The organism is Nocardia sp. NPDC055053 (assembly GCF_053608285.1).
Genome location: NZ_JBSGVD010000003.1, coordinates 121,107 through 143,974, shown reverse-complemented (window position 1 = coordinate 143,974; position 22,868 = coordinate 121,107). Strand labels below are relative to the sequence as shown.

Here is a 22,868-nt window from a genome sequence, read left to right as displayed (position 1 = left end):
GCGGCGTTCAGCGCGGCGCGATGCGGAACAGTCCGCTCATCGTGCCCTGATAGAGGGTGCGGTCGGGGGAGATGGTGCCGACCATCTGGAGCGTGTTGTGCAGCGCGGTGGCCCCGATCAGTTTCTCCGTCTCGATCCGCCCGGAGACGGCGTCGATCACGGTGTAGCGGAAGTTGTCGGTCAATCCGACGCTGCCGGTGGGGATGACGGTGTGCCTGGTCACGGTGTAGATCTTGCCGTCGGCCACCGAGAGGCGGGGAACCGCCGCCGACAGCGCCTCGTTCGTCCACACCACCCGGCACCCGGCGCCGGTGACGTCGACCCGCACCATGCCGCCGGTGAACTGCGCGCTCGCCGGTTCACTCGGTCCGGCGCCCTCCGGAACGGCGGGATACGGGTATCCGTAGGTGCCGGCCACGAACAGGCTGTTGCCCGCACCGATCGGGGAGTTCTCGGTGCCGTCGACCGTCGGCACCGAACAGATCTGGTTGCCGCTCGCGGTGTCGAAGACCAGCAGATTCTCCTTCGGCACCGCGTTGTCGGTGATCGCCAGATATTCGGTGCCGCTGCCGGGTCCGAGGAAGGTGGGGGTGGCGCCGGTACCCCAGGACAGCTGACCGGGTTTGCGTGCCGGACCGCGATCGTAGGCCTGTCGCCACACCACCCGCGGGTTGCCGGAGCCGTCGACGTCGACCAGGTACAGCGCGTGCGTGGTCGCGACGGCAACACCTTCCGGCGCGGTGGAGATGCTGTTGGCGACCTTCTCACCGGGACCGAGCACGATCGAGCGGGCCACCCCGGTCGCCGGGTCGGAGAAACCGGCCACGGCATTGTCGGTCGCGAACCACACCCGGCCGTCGAAATCGGGCATGACCGAACTGACGGCGTCGCAGTCGCCGCCGCCGCAGTGGCCGGTGACCGCCTGGGCGATATCGGTGGCCGAGTCGATGAAGACGGTCCAGTCGCCGCCGTTGCGGCGGTGACCGATGCGCAGCAGTTTGCCGCTGCCGTCGACGGTGACCATGCGGTCGTTGCTGTCGAGGTAGGCGTACACACCACCGAGAAGGCTGCCCTTGCTCAGATCGAGGGAGGCGAGCGGCTGACCGTTGGCGGGATCGAGCAGGAACACCTTCGGCGCGCGGTCGATGATCTTCGTGCACAGTGCCTGCGGCATACCGTCGGCACCCTGGAGAATGGTCGGGCAGGCTGCCGCGAGCTCGCGGAAGTCGCTGTCGACACGCCCCGTGCCTGGACCGGCGAACGGTGTGGCGTCGGAGGATTCGGCGTCACCGTGCATGGTCGCGGTGCCGGGTGGGCCGAGATGGGGATTCACGGGTGGTAGCGGACCGAAGCCTGCCGTCGCGGTGCCGGTGCTGACGATCAGCAACGCTGTCACGCTGAGTGCGGCGGTCGCGGCGGCGCGACCCATTCTCTCGAACACGGGTGACTCCCTGAGGTGTAGTGCAGGCGTGCCACCGAACCTGGGAACCCACCTGCCATACGAATATTCGAAAGCTGGTAACCGAATATTCGTATGGCAGTACAGGCTAGGAGGTCGCCACTACCTTGGCAAGACCCTGTGGTCTGGATGTAGGTCTCGCTACTCGGACGCATCCCGCAACAGTTGGCGCGAGATGGCGTACTTGTGCACTTCGGTCGGCCCGTCGTAGAGCCTGAACGCTCGCATGTCGGTGAAGATCGCCGCGACCGGTGTCTCGTCACTGATCCCGATGCCGCCGAGGACCTGCACGCATCGGTCGGCCACCTTGAACAGCTCCTCGGAGACCATCGCCTTGACCATCGATGACTCGTGTCGCGCCTTGCCGCCCTTGTCCAGGTGCCAGCACGCCCACCAGATCATCAGCCGGCATTGCTGCAGCGCGATCTCGTTCTCGGCCAGCAGGAAGCCGACGCCCTGATGCCTGCCGATCGGTTTGCCGAACGACGTCCGGGTTTTCGCGTGCTCGATGGCGATCGACTGGGCACGGGATGCGGCGCCGAGCCAGCGCATACAGTGCGTGAGGCGAGCCGGCGCCAGTCGCAGCTGCGCATAGCGGAATGCCTGTCCGACCGAGCCGAGGACGGACGATTCCGGCAGGGTCAGGTCTTCGAACCGGACGACGCAGTGTCCTTCGACGTAGTTGCGGTCCATCGTGTTCATGACCCGTTCGATGACGATGCCGGGTGTGTTCCCGTGACAAAGGAACAGCGTCGCGCCTTCGCCGGGAACGTCGGCCATGATGATCCACGTGTCGGCGCCGACGGCGCCGGTGATCAGCCACTTGCGTCCGTTGATCACGAAGGTGCCGCCGTCGCGGACCGCGGTCGTCGACAACTGGCTGGGATCGGAACCCGCACCGTCGGGCTCGGTCATGGCGAACACCGAACGCGCGGTGCCCGCTACGACAGGGTCCAGGTACTCGGCGGCTTGATCGGCGTCGGCGACCTTCGACAGCAGGAACATGTTGCCCTCGTCCGGCGCGGCGCAATTCATGGCGACCGGACCCAGCGTCGACCAACCGGCGGCTTCGAAGATCACTGCCTGCTCGAGGTGTGACATGCCCTCGGGACGCTGCTGGACAGACAGCAGGCCTGCCGCTTTCGCCTTCGCTATCAGCTCGCGGCGAAGCTCGTCGGTCGGGCCGTGCGCGGTGACGCGGGGGTCCTTCTCGTACGGCACGATTTCCGTGTCGACGAACTTTCGTACCCGGTCACGCAGTTCGGCGACGTCGGCGGGGATCTCGAAGTCGATCATCACTCTCCACTCATCAGGGTTTGCGCGCGTTCGAACAGGCGCAGCGTCGTGTGGTGTAGTCGCTCACCGATACTCATCGGCGCGTTGCCCGCGAGCGCCCGCGCGTAGCTCCCCTCGAGCACGATGCCGAGTTTGAAGCAGGCCAGCACGGTGTACCAATCGATCGCCGAGACATCGCGATTCGACTGCTCGGCATAGCGGGCGACCAGCTCTCGGGAGGTGAGCAGCCCGCCTGCTCGGGTCAATCGGCCCGCGAACTCCTGCGGCGATCCCGGCAACTGCCAGGTCGCCAGCAGCCAGCCGAGGTCGAGCAGTGGGTCGCCGATCGTGCACATCTCCCAGTCGACGACGGCCACCACATCGGGCGTCGAGTAGGAGAACATCACGTTGGCCGCGTGGTAATCGCCGTGCATCACGCCGGGGGAGAACGAGGTGGGGCGGTGTTCGTCGAGCCATCGCGCGACCTCGGCGACCGGGCCGATCGCGGGGCCCGGATACTCGGGGAAGGCCGCGTAGGAGTCGAGTTCGCTCAGCCAGCGGGGCACCTGACGTTCGAGGAACCCGTCCGGCCTGCCGAGATTCCCGAGTCCTACCGCGGTGTGGTCGACGGCGCCGAGCCGGGCCAGCGCGTCGATCAGGCTGCGGCACATGTCTTGTCGGACGGCGACGTCGCGCTCGTGGAGTTCGGGAAGTTCGACGCCTGCGTTGAAACCGGCTACCGGTTCCATGAGATAGAAGACCGCGCCGCCGAGCACCGACTCGTCGCCGCACGCGGCGATGAGGTCGGCGTGCGGCACATCCGAGGTCGCGAGGGCGTTCAGGATCTTGAATTCGCGCCGGATGACGTCGTTGCTTCGCGGACGGAGATGGCGCGGACCGCGACGCAGAATGTAGCCGCGCCCCGCGCGTTCGAAGCGGACCATGACGTTCTGGGTTCCGCCGGTGACCGGTTCGACCGACAGCAACGGCCCCGATCCGAGACCGTGGGCATCCATCCAGGTCGCCAGCGCTGTCAGATCTGCTTGTGAGAGAACAGCATCGGCGTCGATCTCGTCTGTCTCGGACATGCTCTCCTCGAACTGGGGTCAGGCCACCGGGCGCGGAGCGGTCAGGGTGGCGCGCGGTGCGGCGCCCCCCAGGGAAGCGGCTCCGAACGGGGCCGCGCTGTTCCCATCCGCCAAACGGTGGTCGAGAATGAGCGTTAACATAGCGTCACTGTTGACGGTGTGTCAACACCTCGCCGGGGCGATTATGCTCGGTGTCTGTTCCGTTTTCGGGAGCAGCCGTGACTGTGTGTAGGCAGATCGAACTTTTACTTCTGTGGGGAATGGGGCGTGGGTGGTTCACCGCACGTGGGTGGCGCCGGATCGCCTCGGTGGCAGACCTGGGTCAGGCGGATCTGTTCACCACGGCGAGGGCCAGTTCGGTGCAGAGGGTGGCGACTTCGGTGGTCGACTGACGGGGATCGCGCAGCCAGGTATCGACGAGCTGGTTGACCCCGCCGACGACGAAAAGCGCTTCCCTGCGCCGGATCTCCGGATTCGCGGGAGCGTCGAGGAACTCCGCGCTGTACCGCACCACGAGATCGGTGACGATGCCGACGGCGCGGGCGCGGAGTTCCTCGAGCCCGGCGACACCGTGCGCGTCGCTGGTGAGGATGCGGTGCACGCTCGGGTCGTCGGCGATCGCGTCGAGGTAGGTCGTCAGTGCCCGGAGCAGCTTGCGCCGGAGCCCACCCGGCTCGGCCTGGCTGGCCTCGACCATGGTCGTGAACAGTTCCTCGTGCGCCCGCTCGGCGACAGCGAGGATCAGCGCGTCCCTGGTGGCGAAGTGCTCGTAGAAGTACCGCGGCGTCAACCCCGACGCGGCGCACACGCGGCGCACGGTGACTTCGGTCAGGCCTGCCTCGCCCCAGGTCTGCCGACCCGCGGCGAGGAGCTTGTCGCGGCGTTCGTCGCGTCGATTCGCCGCGCTGATTCCCCGGTAGGACCGGACCACCTCTGCGCGCGCCATTGACAGGACTTTAGCAGCCGACCTACTTTGGATATCAGTCGTTATCCAGTTTGCGTCGCTCAACGAGGAGTGTCGATGGCCACCGTTCCCACCCGTCATCCCGATCGGCCCCACCGCACCCCGGCAGTCGTCGGCGGCTTCGCGGCGATGCTGGGAATCGGGGGTCCCGACCCGATGCAATGGCAGCGGCTCGGCGAGGGCCTGCTCGTCGGCGACGACCCGATGGACCGGCTGGTCGACTGGATGGTCACCTCCGGCACGAAGCAGATGCGCCCGCTGTTCGATCGAGCGCTCACCCACGGCATCGCCGCGGTCCCGGAGGCGCCCGCACCGCTGCGCGAGTTCTTCACCGCGGTCGAGACCGTTCCGGCCTGGGTCGATCACGACAAACTCGTGCGCGGGGCCAAGGTCATGCTCACCGGCGGATCCGACGGCATGTACATCGCGCGCGATGTCGCCATGCTCGGCGGCTACCAGTTCTCCGGTTTCAACAAGACGCTGTTGCGGACGGGAGCGCTGGAGAAGGGCTCCAATCAGCGATGGGCCGAGACGATGCAGTGGGCGATGGACGTCCTGTCCGAGGACGGATTGTCCCCGCTGGGCCTGGGATACCAGTCCACGATCCGGGTGCGGCTCATCCACGCGTTCGTCCGCAGGCACGTGGCCGCCATGCCGGACTGGCAGGCCGACGACTGGGGCCTGCCCATCAACCAGACCGACATGGCGGCCACCCTGGTCGGCGCCTTCATCGCACCGGCGATCGGTGGGATGGGGCTGGGCCTGCTGCTCACCCCCGCCGAAACGGATGCGATCGCGCACCTGGTCCGCTATGTCGGTTGGCTGCTCGGCGTCGAGGAACAGTGGCTGCCGCACTCCTTCCGTGACGGCGTGCGCGTGCTGGTGCACACGCTGTCCGCCCTGGCCGACCCCGACGAGTCGACCCGTCAACTCGCGGTGCCGATGTCACGAGATCCGTTGTCGTGGAACTACGACCGGCTGCCCACGATCCGCCGCCGCCTCGCCTATGCCCAGCATCTGTCGGTGACGGGGACCTTCCTCGGCCGTCACACGATGCGTTCGCTCGGGCTGCCGACGGTGATCGTGCCGTGGTATCCGGCGCTGCGCATCCCCACCAACGTGGTGCGCTCGGCCACCCGTCTTCTTCCCGGCGGGCTCGACCGCGCGGCGACTCGCGGTGCGCGAGAACAGGATCGGTTCATGCGCACACTGGTCAGCGCCGGGCCGACCGTCGGCGCGGCGGCCGCGCGACTCACCAACGCGGCCTAGACCCGGGCCGGGTCTAGGCGGTCAGCGGGTGATGACCGGGACGAGGTAGGCGCGGGCGAAAGCGTCCAGTTCTTCGTCGGTGTGGAGCGGGAGCAGCCCGGACGGCGCCAGGATTATCGAGTGCACGATGCGGCACAGGACTTCGGCGCGGGCGAGCAGGTCCGGTGGCTCGGCCAGCATCCCGGCGGCGATCGCTTCGCGGAGCATGGACTCGGTGGTCAGGATCGACGTGGCGACGGTCGGTGCGCTGTCGGTGGTGAGGTGCGGCATCACGCGGTCGGGTTCGAGTACCAGCAGACGCTGGACCAGCGGGTGCGCACGCCACCGGCCGACGACAGTCACGAGGATGTCCGCGACGAGGTCGTCGAGGTTGTCGTGTTTGCCCGGCAAGCTCTGCAGGTCGGCCAGGACCCGGCCGACTTCGCGGGCGAATACGGCGGTGACCACGTCGTCGCGGGACCCGACCCGGCGATACACGGTGGCCCGGTCGACGCCGGCCTGGCGGGCGATGTCTTCGACCGTCGTCTTCTTGACGCCCACCTGCTCGAACTGGATCAGTGCCGCATCGAGGATGCGCGCCGCCGCGGAATCGTCGGTTTCCGGTGTGTTCGTCGAGGTGAAAGGTGCCGCGGTCATGCCGACCACGGTATCAACCACCGGGCGGATGCAACAGATCCACACAATTTGTCGCTGCAACATTGCAATCTTTTGTGTTGCATCGTACGGTTGAGGCATGGCTCACTCCGCTGACGCAACGAGGCGTCATCACCGCGAGGAAGCGCACGCGATCAACGCGCGGGACGTGCACTTCGATTTCGGTGATGTGCCGATGCACTACATCCCGGGCGAGGTCTTCGCGACCCACGTCATCAATGTCATGCACCTGGTACTGCCGGAAGGCGAACGGGCGATGGCCCAAGCGCTCGCCGAGGCGCTGCCCTACATCGACGACCAGCGACTGCGCGAGGAGGTGCAGGGGTTCGTCGGTCAGGAGACGATGCACGCCAGCAGCCACGCCGGCGCGCGCGACCACCTGCAATCCATCGGCCTCGACGTCGATTCGATGGTCAAGACCTTCGCCTGGTTCGTCGATCGCATCCTCGGTGACCACGGCCTGACCGGCCGGGCGAAGGAGGAATGGCTCAAGGAGCGCCTGGCGCTGTTCGCCGGGATGGAGCACTACACCGCGGTCATCGGCGAATGGCTGCTGGAGAACGACAAGTTCGAGGACCTCGGCATGGATCCGACCATGCTGGATCTGATCCGCTGGCACGGCGCCGAGGAAGTCGAGCACCGCAGCGTGGTCTACGACGCCTACATGTATGTCGACGGCAGCTACGCGCGCAAAGCGCGCACGGCCGTGGCCGCCAGTGCGACGCTGCTGGCGACCTTCCTCGTGTCGTCGGCCTACCTGTATGCCAAAGACCCTGCCCCACGGAAGGGTCCGTTCTGGCCGGTGCAGCTGGCTCGGGCTACTGCCCGTGGCATCGTGCCGAACTTCGGCTTGTTCATCAGCGAGATCCCCCGGTACCTGCGGCCGGGCTTCCATCCCTCGCAGCTCGGGCCGATGGATCGCGCGTTGCGCTACCTCGCGCATTCGCCCGCGGCACGTGCGGCCGAGCAGTGACGGCGGCGATGGTGGAGCAGTACACCCCACCGGCCGCCCTGCGTGCGCTGGGCGCCGTGGCCGACGGCTACCGGCATCTGTTCGTGCAGGGCCGGGCGGCGACTTTGATTTCGCGGCCGAACCCGGTGCGGCACAGCGGTTTCGAGATTCCGCTGACGATCACCCGGATCGATCCGGTCGCTGCGGATGTTGTTTCCCTGACGCTGACATCGCCGACCCGTGCGCCCCTGCCGCCGTGGCGGCCAGGCTCGCACCTCGACATCGTGCTGCCCTCCGGCAAACAGCGCCAGTATTCGCTGTGCGGTGACCCCGAGGACCGCCACCGCTACCGGATCGCGGTCCGCCGCATCGCCGGCGGCGAGGGCGGGTCGATCGAAGTCCACGATCAGTTGGCAGTGGGCGACGCGATCCGAATTCGCGGACCGCGCAACGCGTTCGACTTCATCGCCGCGCCGTCGTACCTGTTCGTCGCGGCCGGGATCGGGATCACGCCGATCCTGCCCATGGTCCGGGCGGCAGTCCGTGCGCAGGCACGCTGGAAATTGATCTACCTGGGCCGCTCGCGGGAGACCATGCCGTTCCTCGACGAACTGGTCACCCTCGGCGGCAGCCGGGTGGACATCCGCCCGGACGACGAATTCGGCACCCCTGACGTGGGCGCGCTGATCGGCAGAGCCGAGCCGGGTGCTGCGATCTATGTCTGCGGTCCGCCGCCGGTGCTCGACGCGGCGCAACGCCATGCCTTCGCCGTCAACCCGACGGGCTCGCTGCACACCGAGCGTTTCTCCGCGCTGCCGGTGGTCGACGGCAGGGAATTCGATGTGACACTGGCCCGTTCGGGCACCACCGTCCGGGTCGGCGCGGACGAAACCGCGCTGGCCGCCATTACCCGGGTGAAACCCGACGCCGTGTACTCGTGCCGGCAGGGCTTCTGCGGCACCTGCAAGGTCGGGGTGCTCTCCGGTGCGGTGGATCACCGCGACCGCAAGCTCATCGGCGCCGACCGCGGCAGCCACATGCTGACCTGCGTGTCGCGCGCAGCGGGCGAATCCCTCGTACTCGATCTCTGAGCAGGGCACGAACCAGAAAGGTCGTCCAATGGGACGAACAACACTGTCGTCGACGTTCGACGTCATCTCCCCGGCGACCGGCGCCGTGGTCGGGAGCTATCCGATCTTCTCCCCGGCCGAGGTCGAGGCAACCGTCACCGACGCGCGCCGGGCGGCGGACTGGTGGGCGGGGCTGGGATTCGCCGAGCGGGCCCGTCGGCTGGATGCCTGGCGGGGTGAAATCGTCAGTGGGCGAGCCGAACTCGCCCGGATCATCCATCAAGAGATGGGCAAGCCGCTCTCGGACGCCCGGCTCGAGATCGCCATGGCGCTCGAACATCTGGCCTGGGCGGCGAGCAACGCCCGGCAGGTACTCGGCCCACGGTCGGTCCGGCCCGGTCTGCTCGCCGTGAACCAGGAATGCACGCTGGAATACCGCCCGTTCGGGGTGGTCGGCGTGATCGGACCGTGGAACTACCCGGTATTCACGCCGCTGGGTTCGGTGTCGTTCGCCCTCGCCGCGGGCAACGCCGTGGTGTTCAAACCGAGCGAATTCACGCCGGGCGTCGGACGGTGGCTGGCGGAGCGGTTCGCCGAGGTCGTCCCGGAACAGCCGGTGTTCCAGGTGATCACGGGCATGGGGGAGACCGGTGCCGCGCTGTGCCGGTCCGGTGTCGGCAAGATCGGCTTCACCGGGTCCACCGCCACCGGTAAGCGGGTCATGGCCGCGTGCGCGGAGACCCTGACACCGGTGCTGATGGAGCTCGGCGGCAAGGACGCGTTGATCGTCGATGCCGACGCGGACCTGGACGCCGCCGCCGATGCCGCGGTGTGGGGCGGGATGTCGAACGCGGGCCAGACCTGCCTCGGCGTGGAGCGCGTGTACGTGCACACCGATGTCTACGACGAGTTCCTGACGAAACTCGTCGCCTGCGCGCGGAATCTGCGTGCTGGTACCGGCGCGGCCAAGATCGGGCCGATCACCATGCCCAAGCAGATCGCGATCATCCGCCACCACATCGAGGACGCGCTCGCGCGCGGCGCGCGGGCACTGCTGGGCGGTGCCGACGCGATCGACGGACAGTTCGTGCAGCCCACCATCCTGGTCGATGTCCCCGAGGACGCCGCCGCGGTCACCGAGGAGACCTTCGGGCCGACCCTCACCGTCGCCCGGGTCAGGGACATGGACGAGGCGATCGAACGGGTGAACGCCGGGTCCTACGGCCTGGGCAGCACCGTCTTCTCCCGCCACAACGGCAGGCGGATCGCCGACCGGATCCGCGCGGGCGGCACGTCCATCAATGCCTATGTCGCCCATGCCACCATCACGAGCCTGCCGCTGGGCGGGGTCGGTGACTCCGGCTTCGGTCGCGTGCACGGGGCGGACGGCCTCAAGGAATTCACCTACGCCAAGGCGACCACACGGCAGCGCTTTTCGTTGCCGCTGGCGCTGACCACGTTCACTCGCAGCAAGACCACCGACGCCGTCGTGGATCGGCTGGTCACCCAGCTGCACGGAAGGAACAGGTAACCATGACCGAACACCGTCACATCGTCGTGATCGGTGCCGGATTCGGCGGCATCGGACTCGCGATCAAATTGCGCGAGGCCGGATTCGACGATCTCGTCATCCTCGAACGTGCCGCGGATCTGGGCGGGACCTGGCAGGCCAACACGTACCCGGGGTGCGCGTGCGACGTGCCGTCGCAGCTCTACAGCTACTCGTTCGCGCCCAATCCCGACTGGTCACGGACCTACGGCAAGCAGTCGGAGATCCTGGCCTACATCCGCTCGGTGGCGACGACATTCGATGTGGTCCAGCACATCCGGTTGAACACCGAACTGCTCGAGGCCCGCTGGGACGAGCGACGCTCGCTGTGGCACATCGAGACCTCGCAGGGTCCGCTCACCGCGGACTACCTGATCTCGGCCGCCGGCGTCTTCGCCGAGGCGAAATACCCGACGCTGCCCGGCCTGGACACTTTCGCGGGCAAGACATTCCACTCCCTGCACTGGGACCACGAGCACGATCTCACCGGTGAACGGGTGGCGGTGATCGGCACCGGTGCCTCGGCGGTGCAGTTCGTGCCGGAGATCCAGCCGAAGGTGGCTGCGCTCACCGTCTTCCAGCGTTCCGCGCCGTGGATCATCCCGCGCATGGACCGGCCGACGCTGGGTGCGGAGCGCTTCGTGCTGCGCAAACTTCCCTTGGCAGGCAAGGCTGTTCGCGGCGCGTGGTACGCGGCGATCGAGGGTTTCGGGCTGGTCGGGTTCGTCGACAACCGCTTCCGGCACCCCTACGAGCTGCTCGGCCGCTGGCAGTTGCGCCGTCAGGTGCGGGATCCGGAGCTGCGCAAGACACTGACGCCGGACTACATGATCGGCTGCAAGCGGGCGATCTTCTCCGACGCCTACCTGCCCGCCCTCGACCAGGACAACGTCGACGTGGTCACCGACGGCATCGCCGAGGTGCGCCCGCATTCCGTCGTCACCTGGGCCGGAGCCGAGATCCCGGTCGACACGATCATCTACGGCACCGGGTTCGACCCGGCGCCGTCGGTCTACGACCGGATCGTCGGCAGCGCTGCGTCGGTTGGCGACCTCATGCGCAAGCACCGCCGGACCTACCTGGGGACCGCGATGGCCGGGTTCCCCAACTTCTTCCTCACCCTGGGACCGTTCGGCGCGGCGGGCAACCAGTCGGCGGTCTTCATGATCGAATCCCAGGTCGCCTACATCGTCGACGCACTGAAGACCTTGCGCGACAAGGGCGCTCACCGGGTGGAAGTCCGGCAGCGGACCCAGGACGAGTTCATCGAGGAGATGCATCGGCGCAGCGCGTCCACGGTGTGGCTCACCGGTGGTTGCGACAGCTACTACACCACGCCGGACGGGCGCAACGCCGGTCTGTATCCGAACTGGAGTTTCGAGTACCGGAAACGCACCAGTGCGTTCGATGCCGAGTCCTATGAGGTGAGTGCCTGATGGACCTCACCGCGCTCAATCCTGTCGGCCTGTTCGCCCGCCGATCCTACGACGTTCGCGACAAGACGGTACTGATCACCGGCGCGGGACAGGGGATCGGCCGCGAGCTGGCCGAGATTCTCTACTCCCGTGGTGCATTCGTGGTCGTCGTCGACGTCGACGAGATCGCCGCTGAGGCTGCCGCCGCAGGCCTCGGGTCACGAGCACTGGCGATCGCGGCCGACGTGCGGGACCGCGCGGCGATGGTGGCAGCCACCGGGCTCGCGGTGGACACCTTCGGTCACCTCGACGTCGTGGTCGCCAATGCCGGGGTCACACCGAAACCAGCCACGGTACGCACGATGGACCCGCGCGAATTCGACCGGGTGATGGCGATCAACCTCGAAGGTTGTTTCAACACCGTGCATCCGGCCCTCGACCACATCGTCGCGGCGCGTGGTCACGTGGTGGTCGTGTCGTCGTGCGCGTCGTTCGCACCGGGTATGGCCGGGTCGCCGTACATGATGAGCAAGGCCGCCGTCGAGCAGTTCGGGCGCGCGCTGCGGGTGGAACTCGCCGCGGCGGGGGCGAGCGCGGGGGTGGCCTACTTCGGTGTCGTCGAGACCGAGATGACGCACGCCATGCTCGACCGGGACGACCTCGGCCGGGAACTGGACCAGATGCTGCCCTGGCCGCTGAACGTCCGGATCACCGCCGCGCACGCCGCGACCGTGATCGCCGACGGCATCGGGCGGCGCGCGGCCCGGACCATCGCACCCAGCGGATGGGAGCCGTACGCGCTGCTGCGGGGCGCGGTCAATGTGGTCCTTGACGCGCAGCTCGCGGGCAGTGCGAAGGTCAAGGACCTGCTCGAGCGCGTCGAGCAACGGACCATCGGGTGACGCCGGGCGCGCGGGGTTCGCTGCGGACCAGGGCCGCTCGGCTGGTGGCGGAGCGGACGGTGCGGCCGTTGGCGGCCGCGATTCCGGTCACCACCGCGACGCTGCCGATGGCTCGCTTGGCGATCGACATCGCGATGGTGGCCGTGGGGCCGAGCCTGGCCGGGACCACGGTGGATCGGGTCGACGACGGTGCGGTCCACGGTGAATTCGTCACGGGGCCGAAAGCCACCCGCGCCGACGCGGTGATCCTGTACGTGCACGGCGGCGGGTTCGTCGCCGGGTCGGCCGCGGCGTATCGCGGTGTGGCATCGCGGCTTTCGACGGCGGCCCGCACCCGGGTGTTCGTCGTCGACTATCGCCTGGCGCCGGAGTATCCGAGCCCGTGCGCCCAGCTGGATGTGGCGCGCGCGTATCGGTGGCTGCTGCGGCGCGGCTACTCGCCGGACCGGATCGTGGTCGCCGGCGATTCGGCCGGTGGATTCCTCGCCGCCGACCTCGCTTTGGCCAACGCCCGCAAGCGGATTCCCGGACCGGGCGGGCTGGTGCTGTTCTCGCCGATGGCCGACCTCGGGCTGCGGATCGCGCACACCGGGGAGCGGAACCGCGACGGGGTGATCTCCTACACGCTGTCGGCCAAAGCGATCGCCCACTTCACGAGCGAACACCTCGAACTGCGGCCGGAGCACGGCGCGGAGTTGCCGCCCACCCTGATCCAGACCGGTAGCACGGAGTATTTCGCGGCCGACGCGATCGAACTGGCGGACCGCCTGCGCCGAGCCGGCGCGGTGTGCGAACTGCAGGTGTGGCCGGATCAGATGCACGTATTCCAGGTCATGCCCGCCCTCGCGCCCGAGGCCAGATTCGCCTTCGGCGCCGCGGGCCGATTCATCACTTCTCTCCTCGACCCCGAAGCCGCCACCGCGGTCTGAACACGGAAGACATCACACTATGTCGACAGCACGTTTCGAAACCCTCTGTGCCGCATTCCAGTACAACGCCACCATTGATCCCGACGCTGTCGCATTGCGCACCCCGGGTGACGCGCAAACCCTGACCTGGCGCGAATACGCCGCCGGCGTCCGAGACGCCGCGGCCGGTCTCGCGGCACTCGGCGTGCGGCGCGGCGACACCGTCGCGTTGATGATGAGCAACCGCGTCGAGTTCTACCCCATCGAGGTGGGTGCCCAGCATGTGGGCGCGACGTCGTTCTCCGTCTACAACACCCTGTCCGCCGAGCAGCTCGCGCATGTTCTGGGCAATGCTGGTGCGCGCGTGGTGATCTGCGAGGCGCAGTATGTGCGGCGGCTTCGTGACAGCGGAGTCCCGCTGGATCACATCGTCTGCATCGACGACGCCGTCGAGGGGACGGTGCCGGTGGCGGAGATGATCGCCGGTGGCGCACCCGATTTCGATTTCGACGCCGCCTGGCGTGCGGTCGAACCGGGCGATGTGGCGACCCTGATCTACACCTCGGGCACCACCGGAAACCCCAAGGGCGTCGAGACGACCCATGCGAACCTGATGTTCCAGGCCTACGGCCTCGGCGAGGTGCTCGGCTTCGAGTTCGGTGACTCCATCACCTCGTTCATGCCCAGCGCCCACATCGCCGACCGGCTCACCGCGCTCTACCTTCAGGAAGTGTTCGGCACGCAGGTCACCGCGGTGCCGGATCCGAAGCTGATCGCCGCCGCGCTGGCGGACCTGCGGCCGACCATCTGGGGCGCGGTGCCGCGGGTGTGGGAAAAGCTGAAGGCCGCCATCGAATTCGTCGTCGCGAACGAACCCGACGAGACGCGCAGGCAGGGCATGCAGTGGGCGTTGTCGGTGGGCGCCAAGCGCAGTGAATACCAGCTGGCCGGGCAGCCGATCCCCGGCGAGGTGGCCGCCGAATGGGCCAAGGCCGACGAACTGGTGCTGTCGAAGCTGCGGGCCAAGCTCGGTTTCGACCGTCTGCGCTTCGCGCTGTCGGGCGCCGCGCCGATCCCGCCGCAGACCCTCGGCTTCTTCGCCGGGCTCGGTGTGCCGATCTCGGAGATCTGGGGCATGTCGGAACTGTCGTGCATCTGCAGCGTCAGCCATCCGAGCGACACCCGCCTCGGCACGGTCGGGCGACTGCTGGCCGGTATGGAGTCGCGGATCGCCGAGGACGGTGAACTGCTGGTCAAGGGCCCGCTGGTGATGAAGGGCTACCGCGGCGAGCCGGAGAAGACGGCCGAGGCCGTCGACGCCGAGGGCTGGCTGAGCACCGGCGACGTGGTGACCGTCGACGACGACGGCTACCTGCGGGTGGTCGACCGCAAGAAAGAACTCATCATCAACGCGGCGGGCAAGAACATGTCGCCGACAACGATCGAACACGCCATCAAGGCAGCGACCCCACTGATCGGCGCCATGGCCACGATCGGCGACGCCCTGCCCTACAACACCGCCCTGATCGTGCTCGATGCCGACGGCGCGGAACCGTATGCGGCCCAGCACAATCTGCCCGACGCCTCGGCCGCCGCGCTTGCCGTGAACCCCGAGGTGATCAAACAGATCGCCGCGGGCATCGCCACGGGCAACGCGAAACTCTCGCGGGTCGAACAGGTCAAGCGATTCCGGATCCTCCCGGTGTTCTGGGAAGCCGGTGGCGACGAGGTCACGCTGACCATGAAGCTCAAGCGGAAGGTGATTGCCGACAAGTACGCGGCCGAGATCGCCGAACTATACGCCGACAACCCGGCCGACCACGTCCAGGAGCCGGTCTGATCGACGCTGTCGTGGCGGGCAACGGGATCGTCATGTGGCTCTCGCGGTCAGAGGGGTAAGCGCCCGGCAGCGACACACTCACCGAGTGGGCGCGTGGGACAAGCGAGTGCATCGGGCCGCGGTTGTCCGCCGGCGAAACATGCGGCGGCGCAGCGGGTCCGGGGTGGTGACGAGAGGAGTTCGATCTCGTGGAGGAAATTCTTCGGCCGGTGACAGTCGTGTTCGTGACGATCGCGATCACGATGTCGGCGGGTCTGCTGTTCGACAGGCTGCTGCGCTACAGCGCGCGTCGTCGGCCCGGTACCCATTTGCCGATGGAATTGCGTCGTGTGCAACTGCCGCTTCAGGTGTTGCTCGGTGCGGTGGCACTGCACACCACCTATCCGCTGGCGGAGCTGGAGCTACGCCACGATGCCGTGATACGCAACATCCTTGCCGCGGCGGCGATCTTGGCGGCGGCGTGGCTGGTCGCGCGTGCTGCCGACGCGGTCGCCGAGAACCTGCTGCGCCGTTATGCCGAGCGCACCAGCGAGATTTCGCGGGTGCGGCAGTTGCGCACGCAGTTGGGACTCGTGCGCCGTGTCGTCACCTCTGTGCTGGTGGTGACGACCGCGGCGGCGGCCATCCTGTTGTTGTTCCCGAGTTTGCGCACGCTGGGAACCTCGCTGCTGGCCTCCGCGGGAGTGATCGGCATCATCGCGGGTGTCGCCGCGCAATCGACGCTGAGCAATCTCGTGGCGGGGCTGCAGATCGCTTTCGGGGATTCGGTGAAAATCGGCGACACCGTAGTGGTGGAGGGCGAATGGGGGACCGTGGAGGAAATCACCCTCGCCTTCTTGACGGTGCGGATCTGGGACGACCGCAGGCTCACCATGCCGGTGTCCTACTTCAACAGCAAGCCGTACGAGAACTGGTCGAGGGGCGGCCCGCAGGTCACCGGCACAGTGTTGCTGCATCTCGACCACAGCACACCGGTGCCGCTGCTGCGAGAGCACTTGCACGACTTCCTGCGGGGCCGATCGGAGTGGGACGGGCGCAGCTGGAACCTCCTGGTCACCGACTGCACGCCGACCAATATCGTGGTGCGGGCGGCGATGTCGACGTCGAATGCCGACGACGCGTGGGATCTGCGGTGCGCGGTCCGGGAGGAGCTCCTGGACTGGCTCGGCCGGCATCACCCGAGTGCCCTGCCGAAGATTCCCGCCTCGATCGTCTAGCTAATCACCGGCAGCGTGCGACTGGGTGGTCGAGGCGATGGTGGACGCGGTCGCCACGCGTTCGAGCGCCGCGAGATCCTCCTTGATGACGCCGAACAGCAAATAGGCGATGACGAAGCAGATGATGCCGCCGACGCACAGTATGCGGACCGCCCAGACAATGGAATCGATCTCGGTGCCGGGCAGGAAGGTGATACCGGTGACGCCCAGCATCGGTACCGCGGCCGCCACCGTGAGGTAGAAACCGGTGCGAGCGCCGAGCCTGCGCACGTGTTCGACATCGGCGGCGTCGGACCGTCCGTGCACAAGGAAAACGGGGTACAGGTACCGCACCACATACCAGGTGATCGCGAAGTTGGGATACGCCACCGCGATCGCGCCGCACACGGCCACCGACAGAATGAAATGGGCATAGGTGCCACCCGGAACCCCGCCGGCGATCAGATTCAGCAGCAACGGAAAGGTGATGCCGCCGAGAGCCCAGAAGGTGAAAGCGATCCCCGCCACCCGGTTGCCGAGGCGTAGCGCATCGATCCGGGCCCTGGCGAGAGTCTCCTCGGGAAATTTTCGTCCCATGTGCAAGCCGATGAGTACCAGAATGAGGCGGCGCGCGACGTAGAGAATCAATACCGTGGCAACCGCGATGGCGAGTGGATACAGAATCGCGGCGACATAGTTGAACGAATATTGGGCCTCGGTCGTGAGCGTACTGACGATGAGGGTTTTGTTGTAGTAGTAGTTGTATCCGGCCGCCACGACGTTCGGCACTCCGATCGCGATCACCAGGATCGGTATCGGCCACAGTGGCCCGGACGGCCGGTGGCTGCGCTGCGGCGGGTCGACCAGATCCCGGGCACGCGGGTCCAGGCACAGCTCGAATTGCTGAGCCAGCTCCGCGCCATGGGCCCACCGATCCTCCCGTTTCGGCGACATGCACGTCAGCAGCACCCGGCGCAGCGAGGCCGGGCAGTCGGCGGGGAGGTCGTCCAGGAATTCTTGCTCGATCGGGCGGCGACGCAGCTCCAGGAGCTGTTCGACGGCTGCCTGCGAATCCTTCGCATCGATCCGGGGAAAGGGCCGCCGCCCGGTCAGCAGTTCCCACAGCATGACGCCGAGGGCGTAGATGTCGCTGCGCGTGTCCAGGTCGTCGACCGTGCCGGGCAGGCCCGGGTGGCTCGCCTCGAGGTGCTCCGGAGACATGTAGGCGAGGGATCCGCCGAAGTACGCCACCGGATTGCTGCCCGCGAGATGATCGCTGAAGCTGATGTTGAAATCGGCCAGCTTCGGCACACCGTCGGCGGAGAGCAGCACATTGGCCGGCTTGATGTCGCGGTGCAGCACACCACGACCCTCGGCATAGTCCACCGCCTCGGCGAGCCGGCGACCCAGCCAGGCCACCGTCTCCGGCCACGACAGGGCGGCGATCTCGTCCCGCACCCGGGCGTCCGAGGTACGGATCTCGCCCTTGTCCGCCAGCGCTTCGTCGACGGCGTCCAGCAGGAGTTGTCCGCCGCGTTGTTCCGGAGCGGTCTCGCGGACCCGTTCCAGCACCGATGCCAGCGTTCCGCCCGGTAGGTACTGCATGTACAGCAGCTTCAGCGCGTGGTGGGGGAGCAGACGCTGGTCGTAGACCCGGACGATGTACTCGTGTTCCAGCCGGGCGAGGGTCTGGGGTTCGGTGCCGTGGTCGGCGGAGATCTTCACCGCCACCAGTCGCTGCATCGAGCGTTGCCGCGCCAGGAATACCCTGGCGAACGCGCCGTGGCCCAGCTCGAGCAGCAGGTCGAAGTCGTCGATCCGGTCCCCGGGTTCGAGTTCCTCGCCGGCGGCCGACGCCATCGCCCCCGGATCGACAGCGGCTGTGGCGTCCTCTGCCGGTTCGGTCATCGCACGTCACTCCGAGGCGAACTCCGAGACATGCTCAATGCTATCGCGGAGCCCCACCAGCACAGCGGTGGCGACCGGGGAGTCCCGGTCGCCACCCTCTGTGTGTCGAGGTAGAGGGGTTAGAACCCGGCGTCGGGGCGCGGGATGTCGCCGCGCCATGCGCCGGTTTCGAGGCCCTCGCTCTCGATGAAGTGCTTGAAGCGGTTCATGTCACCGTGCACGCGGTGCTTCAGCACGCCGAGCTTGTCGGCGGCGGTTTCGACGAACCCTTCCGGGTCGACCTCCATCTGCGCGGTGATCCGGGTATGGGTGTCGTCGAGTCGGTGAAAGGTGATGACTCCGGCGTGCTCGGGTCCACTGTCGGATTTCCACGCGACGCGCTCGTCCGGGTGCTGCTCGGTGATGGTCGCGTCGAACTCGCGCGTCGACGGGCCGACGTGGATGCGCCAGTGCGTGTGCCGGTCGTCGAGCTGACTGACCTGCTCGACTCCCTCCATGAACTGCGGAAATGTCTCGAACTGGGTCCACTGGTTGTAGGCGGTCCGGATCGGGACATCCACATCGACAGTTGCGGCTACCGTGCTCACTGGTACTCCTTCCCCAGCCCGGCCGCGTCGCCGCGACGGGCTGGATTCGGTTTCTCGTACAGTGCGGCCCATACCCGGCGCCGCACAGCGCAAACGAGAGTGCCTCGGCGGCGCACGGTTCGGGGACCGCGCATTGGTAGCGTGGCGGACGGGCGTGTGAGCACAAGGATGGACAGAAACTGGTAGCGGGCCGGAAGCTCCGCTGCGTTGGTCGATGTGGAATCGGTGTCCCCCCGGCGAGAGGCATCTTCGATGCGCGCGCAGATCAGTTTGACCATCGACGGACAGAACCGGACGGTCACCGTCGACACCAGAGCCACCCTGCTGGACGTCCTGCGTGAACAGCTGGGCGTGACGACCCCGAAGAAGGGGTGTGATCACGGGCAGTGCGGGTCGTGCACCGTTCTGCTGGACGGGCGCAGGGCCACCCTCTGCCTTGCCCTGGCCGTGGCCAACGACGGCGCGACGATCGTCACCGCCGACGGGCTCGCCGACGGTGACGAGCTGCATCCGGTCCAGCAGGCGTTCCTCGCGCACGACGGCTTCCAGTGCGGGTACTGCACGCCGGGCCAGATCTGCTCGGCGGTCGGCATGCTCGACGAGATGAAGGCGGGCGCGCCGAGCCTGGTGACCGCCGACGCGACCGCCGGGATCGCACTGAGCGCCGAGGAGATCCGCGAGCGGATGAGCGGCAATCTGTGCCGCTGCGGTGCCTATCCGAACATCGTCGCGGCGATCCTGGAGGCCGGGCGATGAGGGAGTTCGCCTACGAGCGCGCCGACGACGCGGCGGGGGCGGTCGCCGCGGTTCTCGCCCAGCCCGATGCCGTATTCCTCGGCGCGGGAACCAATCTCGTCGATCATCTCAAGCTCGGGATCATCGCTCCCGGCCGGTTGGTCGATGTCAGCAGGCTGCCGTTCGACGAGGTGACCGAGCGTCCAGGGGGGAGCGTGCGCATCGGCGCGGCCGTGCGCAATGCCGATCTGGCCGCCCACCCGATCATCCGGGCGCGCTATCCGATGCTGTCGTCGGCGCTGCTGGCCGGCGCGTCGGCGCAGCTGCGCAACCTGGCCACCACCGGCGGCAACCTGCTGCAACGCACCCGGTGTCCCTACTTCCAGGATCCGGCCACGCCGTGCAACAAACGGGAACCGGGCAGCGGTTGCTCGGCGATCGGCGGATTCGATCGGGAACATGCCATCTTCGGCGCGTCCGGCGACTGCATCGCCACCCATCCGTCGGACATGGCGGTGGCGCTGGCCGCGCTGGACGCGGTGGTGCGGGTGCTCGGCGCGAACGGCGAACGCGAAATCCCCGTCGTCGACCTGCATCGGCTGCCCGGTGCCGAACCCGAGCGCGACACCGTGCTCGAACACGGCGACCTGATCACCGCTGTCGACGTGCCCGCGCTGGACTGGGCAACCAGGTCCACCTACCGCAAGGTGCGCGATCGCGCGTCCTTCGCGTTCGCGCTGGTGTCGGTGGCGGCGGCGCTCGATATCGCCGACGGTGTCGTGCGCGACGCGCGGATCGCGTTCGGCGGGGTCGCGCACAAGCCGTGGCGAGCCCGCGCCGCCGAGGACGCGCTGCGCGGCACCGCTGCCACCGAGCGGAACTTCGCCGCCGCCGCGGACGCCGAGCTCGCCGCCGCGCGGCCACAGCGCCAGAACGCGTTCAAGATCCCGTTGGCACGCAATGTCCTCGTCGCGACGCTGCGCGCACTGACAGAGCAGGAGGCGCGATGAGCTCTCCGATTCGTCCACGGGCGATGGGTACTTCGCCCACCCGGATCGACGGCCCGGCGAAGCTGCGCGGTCGTGCGCCCTACGCGATGGAACATCCACAGCGGGACCCGCTGCACGGTTATCCGATCCAGGCGACCATCATCCGTGGCCGGGTGCGGGAGATCGACACGAGCGCGGCCGAGCGCATCGACGGCGTCGTCGCCGTGCTCACCCGGCACAATGCCGCGCGGTTGGCCGACGACGACGACAACGAGCTGTTCATCCTGCAGAACGACGACGTGGCCTTCCGCGGTCAGCTGATCGGCGCGGTCGTCGCGACCAGCCCCGAGGTCGCCCGTGAAGCGGCGGCGCAGGTGCGGGTGACCTACGACGAGAGCCCCGGCGATGTCATCCTGAGCGCGGACCGGGACGACCTCTACGCGCCTGACGACGTCAGCGGAGGCTTCGCCACCGATACCTCCATCGGCGACGTTGACACCGCGCTCGAGCTCGCACCGGTGACGATCGACCACACCTACACGACCTCGATGGTCCACAACAATGCGATGGAGCCACACGCCACCGTCGCGCGGTGGACCGGCGACACGCTGGTCCTGTTCGACTCCACCCAGGGCCCGCATGTCGTGCGGTCCACGATCGCGTCGTTGTTCGGGCTGGACCCCGAGCAGGTCCAGGTCATCGCGCCCTACGTCGGTGGCGGCTTCGGTTCCAAGGGCGAACCGCACGCCAATATCGTGCTCGCGGCGATGGCGGCGAAACTCGTCGACGGCCGACCGGTGAAGCTGCCGTTGACCAGGCAGCAGCTGTTCTCGCTCACCGGCTACCGCACGCCGACCATCCAGCGGGTCCGGCTCGGCGCGCATCGGGACGGCACCCTGACCGCGATCGCCCACGATGTGGTCGAACTGACCTCCACGGTCAAGGAATTCGCCGAGCAGTCCGCTGTCGCCTCCCGGATGATGTACTCGGCCACCAACCGTTCGACCTCCCATCGCCTCGCGGCATTGGATGTGCCCGTCACGTCGTGGATGCGCGCGCCGGGGCACTGTCCTGGCATGTATGCCGCCGAGACGGCGATCGACGAACTCGCGGTCGCCCTCGGGATGGACCCGATCGCGTTGCGCCTCCACAACGAACCCGAGGTCGACCCGGAGTCGGGGCGCCCGTTCTCGAGCCGCGGGCTGGTCGAATGCCTCCGCGCGGGAGCCGAGCGCTTCGGCTGGGCGGATCGCGATCCCGCACCGAGGTCGCGGCGTGCGGGGCGATGTCTGGTCGGGTCCGGGGTCGCGGCGGCGACCTATCCGGCCGATGTGGCCGGCGGAAACAGTGCCAGGGTGCGGTGGACCGGCGAGCGATACGAAGTCGCCATCGACGCCGTTGACCTCGGCACCGGCACCTGGACGACCCTCGGTCAGATCGCCGCCGACGCCCTCGGTATCGACCAGCACCGGATCGATCTGCGCATCGGCGATTCCCGCCTGCCCGCCGGATCGGTCGCGGGTGGGTCGAGCGGCATGGCGTCCTGGGGCTCTGCCGTGGTGGCGGCCGCGACGGCCTTCCGGGATCGATACGGGACCGAACCCGCCGACGGTGCCGAGATCACCTTGGCAGCTCCCAAAGATCCCGCGCGCGAGGACTATTCGACGCACGCTTTCGGCGCACACTTCGTCGAGGTCCGGGTGGACATCGACACCGCCGAGATCCGGGTGCCGCGCGTGGTCAGCGTGTTCGCCGCCGGCCGCATCATCAATCCGCTGACGGCGCGTTCGCAATTCATCGGCGGCATCACCATGGGAGTGTCGATGGCGCTGCTCGAACAGAGCCAATTCGACGAGCGTTTCGGGCAGGTGGTCAACCACGACCTCGCCGGCTACCACCTCCCGGCCAACGCCGATGTCGGCGACATCGACGTGAGCTGGATCGACGAATACGATCCGCACGTCAACCCCATGGGCTCCAAGGGAATCGGCGAGATCGGCATCGTCGGCTCGGCCGCGGCGGTGGGCAACGCGATCTATCACGCCACCGGTGTGCGTATCCGTGACCTGCCGATCCGTCTCGAAGACCTGCTCGGGGTGATGTGACAC

19 protein-coding genes are annotated in these 22,868 nt (G+C 67.8%); 12 read left to right on the top strand and 7 right to left on the bottom strand.

Annotated elements, in window-relative coordinates; all coding sequences use genetic code 11:
* Positions 1–7: 7 nt before the first annotated feature.
* The 4 genes from ACWF82_RS04460 to ACWF82_RS04445 all read right to left on the bottom strand — a co-directional run bounded on the left by ACWF82_RS04460 (position 8) and on the right by ACWF82_RS04445 (position 4,768).
* Positions 8–1,429, bottom strand: coding sequence for a hypothetical protein (locus ACWF82_RS04460; RefSeq protein ID WP_452498178.1), 1,422 nt, complete (start codon positions 1,427–1,429; stop codon positions 8–10).
* A 171-nt stretch (positions 1,430–1,600) separates the two neighbouring features.
* A complete protein-coding gene (locus tag ACWF82_RS04455; protein WP_452497915.1) occupies positions 1,601–2,755 on the bottom strand; it encodes an acyl-CoA dehydrogenase family protein in 1,155 nt (384 codons plus the stop codon).
* Entirely contained in the window at positions 2,755–3,822 is a 1,068-nt protein-coding gene (locus ACWF82_RS04450) for a phosphotransferase family protein (RefSeq protein ID WP_452497914.1), read from the bottom strand. Before ACWF82_RS04450 ends, ACWF82_RS04455 begins: the two co-directional genes overlap by 1 nt.
* Before the next feature lie 322 nt (positions 3,823–4,144).
* On the bottom strand, positions 4,145–4,768 hold the full coding sequence (locus ACWF82_RS04445; protein ID WP_452497912.1) for a TetR/AcrR family transcriptional regulator: 624 nt from the start codon (positions 4,766–4,768) through the stop codon (positions 4,145–4,147).
* Positions 4,769–4,843: 75 nt separating this feature from the next.
* On the opposite strand from ACWF82_RS04445, the gene ACWF82_RS04440 reads away from it, so the two are divergent.
* Positions 4,844–6,055: an oxygenase MpaB family protein gene (locus ACWF82_RS04440; RefSeq protein ID WP_452497910.1), complete on the top strand. Its 1,212-nt coding sequence runs from the start codon at positions 4,844–4,846 to the stop codon at positions 6,053–6,055.
* A gap of 21 nt (positions 6,056–6,076) precedes the next feature.
* Here the strand turns inward: ACWF82_RS04440 and ACWF82_RS04435 are convergent, their stop codons facing one another.
* Positions 6,077–6,691: a TetR/AcrR family transcriptional regulator gene (locus ACWF82_RS04435; RefSeq protein ID WP_452497908.1), complete on the bottom strand. Its 615-nt coding sequence runs from the start codon at positions 6,689–6,691 to the stop codon at positions 6,077–6,079.
* A 97-nt stretch (positions 6,692–6,788) separates the two neighbouring features.
* Between ACWF82_RS04435 and ACWF82_RS04430 the strand changes: the two genes are divergently transcribed.
* From ACWF82_RS04430 to ACWF82_RS04395, 8 genes are all read left to right on the top strand, one after another.
* Positions 6,789–7,682 carry a metal-dependent hydrolase gene (locus ACWF82_RS04430; RefSeq protein ID WP_452497906.1) on the top strand — a complete coding sequence of 298 codons (894 nt, stop codon included), beginning with the start codon at positions 6,789–6,791 and terminating at the stop codon, positions 7,680–7,682.
* Positions 7,683–7,690: 8 nt separating this feature from the next.
* A complete protein-coding gene (locus tag ACWF82_RS04425; protein ID WP_452497905.1) occupies positions 7,691–8,752 on the top strand; it encodes a PDR/VanB family oxidoreductase in 1,062 nt (353 codons plus the stop codon).
* 28 nt (positions 8,753–8,780) lie between these two features.
* Positions 8,781–10,262, top strand: coding sequence for an aldehyde dehydrogenase family protein (locus ACWF82_RS04420; protein ID WP_452497903.1), 1,482 nt, complete (start codon positions 8,781–8,783; stop codon positions 10,260–10,262).
* 2 nt (positions 10,263–10,264) lie between these two features.
* Positions 10,265–11,716, top strand: a complete 1,452-nt coding sequence (locus ACWF82_RS04415; RefSeq protein ID WP_452497902.1) for a flavin-containing monooxygenase — start codon at positions 10,265–10,267, stop codon at positions 11,714–11,716.
* Positions 11,716–12,597: a short-chain dehydrogenase/reductase gene (locus tag ACWF82_RS04410; RefSeq protein WP_452497900.1), complete on the top strand. Its 882-nt coding sequence runs from the start codon at positions 11,716–11,718 to the stop codon at positions 12,595–12,597. The genes ACWF82_RS04415 and ACWF82_RS04410 overlap by 1 nt, the downstream gene beginning before the upstream one ends.
* A complete protein-coding gene (locus ACWF82_RS04405; RefSeq protein ID WP_452497898.1) occupies positions 12,594–13,526 on the top strand; it encodes an alpha/beta hydrolase in 933 nt (310 codons plus the stop codon). Before ACWF82_RS04410 ends, ACWF82_RS04405 begins: the two co-directional genes overlap by 4 nt.
* A gap of 19 nt (positions 13,527–13,545) precedes the next feature.
* Complete coding sequence (gene fadD11 / locus ACWF82_RS04400) at positions 13,546–15,345, top strand: fatty acid--CoA ligase FadD11 (RefSeq protein WP_452497896.1); 1,800 nt, start codon at positions 13,546–13,548, stop codon at positions 15,343–15,345.
* A gap of 224 nt (positions 15,346–15,569) precedes the next feature.
* Positions 15,570–16,562: a mechanosensitive ion channel family protein gene (locus ACWF82_RS04395; protein WP_452497894.1), complete on the top strand. Its 993-nt coding sequence runs from the start codon at positions 15,570–15,572 to the stop codon at positions 16,560–16,562.
* Here the strand turns inward: ACWF82_RS04395 and ACWF82_RS04390 are convergent, their stop codons facing one another.
* Positions 16,563–18,449: a serine/threonine-protein kinase gene (locus ACWF82_RS04390; protein ID WP_452497892.1), complete on the bottom strand. Its 1,887-nt coding sequence runs from the start codon at positions 18,447–18,449 to the stop codon at positions 16,563–16,565.
* A gap of 119 nt (positions 18,450–18,568) precedes the next feature.
* Positions 18,569–19,036 carry an SRPBCC family protein gene (locus tag ACWF82_RS04385; protein ID WP_452497890.1) on the bottom strand — a complete coding sequence of 156 codons (468 nt, stop codon included), beginning with the start codon at positions 19,034–19,036 and terminating at the stop codon, positions 18,569–18,571.
* 252 nt (positions 19,037–19,288) lie between these two features.
* Between ACWF82_RS04385 and ACWF82_RS04380 the strand changes: the two genes are divergently transcribed.
* Genes ACWF82_RS04380 through ACWF82_RS04370 form a run of 3 tightly spaced genes read left to right on the top strand, consistent with a single transcriptional unit; the run spans position 19,289 to position 22,865 of the window.
* Entirely contained in the window at positions 19,289–19,792 is a 504-nt protein-coding gene (locus tag ACWF82_RS04380) for a 2Fe-2S iron-sulfur cluster-binding protein (RefSeq protein WP_452497888.1), read from the top strand.
* The gene (locus tag ACWF82_RS04375) at positions 19,789–20,781 is read left to right on the top strand and encodes an FAD binding domain-containing protein (protein ID WP_452497886.1); all 993 of its coding nucleotides are present in this window, start codon (positions 19,789–19,791) and stop codon (positions 20,779–20,781) included. The genes ACWF82_RS04380 and ACWF82_RS04375 overlap by 4 nt, the downstream gene beginning before the upstream one ends.
* A complete protein-coding gene (locus tag ACWF82_RS04370; protein ID WP_452497884.1) occupies positions 20,778–22,865 on the top strand; it encodes a xanthine dehydrogenase family protein molybdopterin-binding subunit in 2,088 nt (695 codons plus the stop codon). The genes ACWF82_RS04375 and ACWF82_RS04370 overlap by 4 nt, the downstream gene beginning before the upstream one ends.
* Positions 22,866–22,868 lie beyond the last annotated feature (3 nt).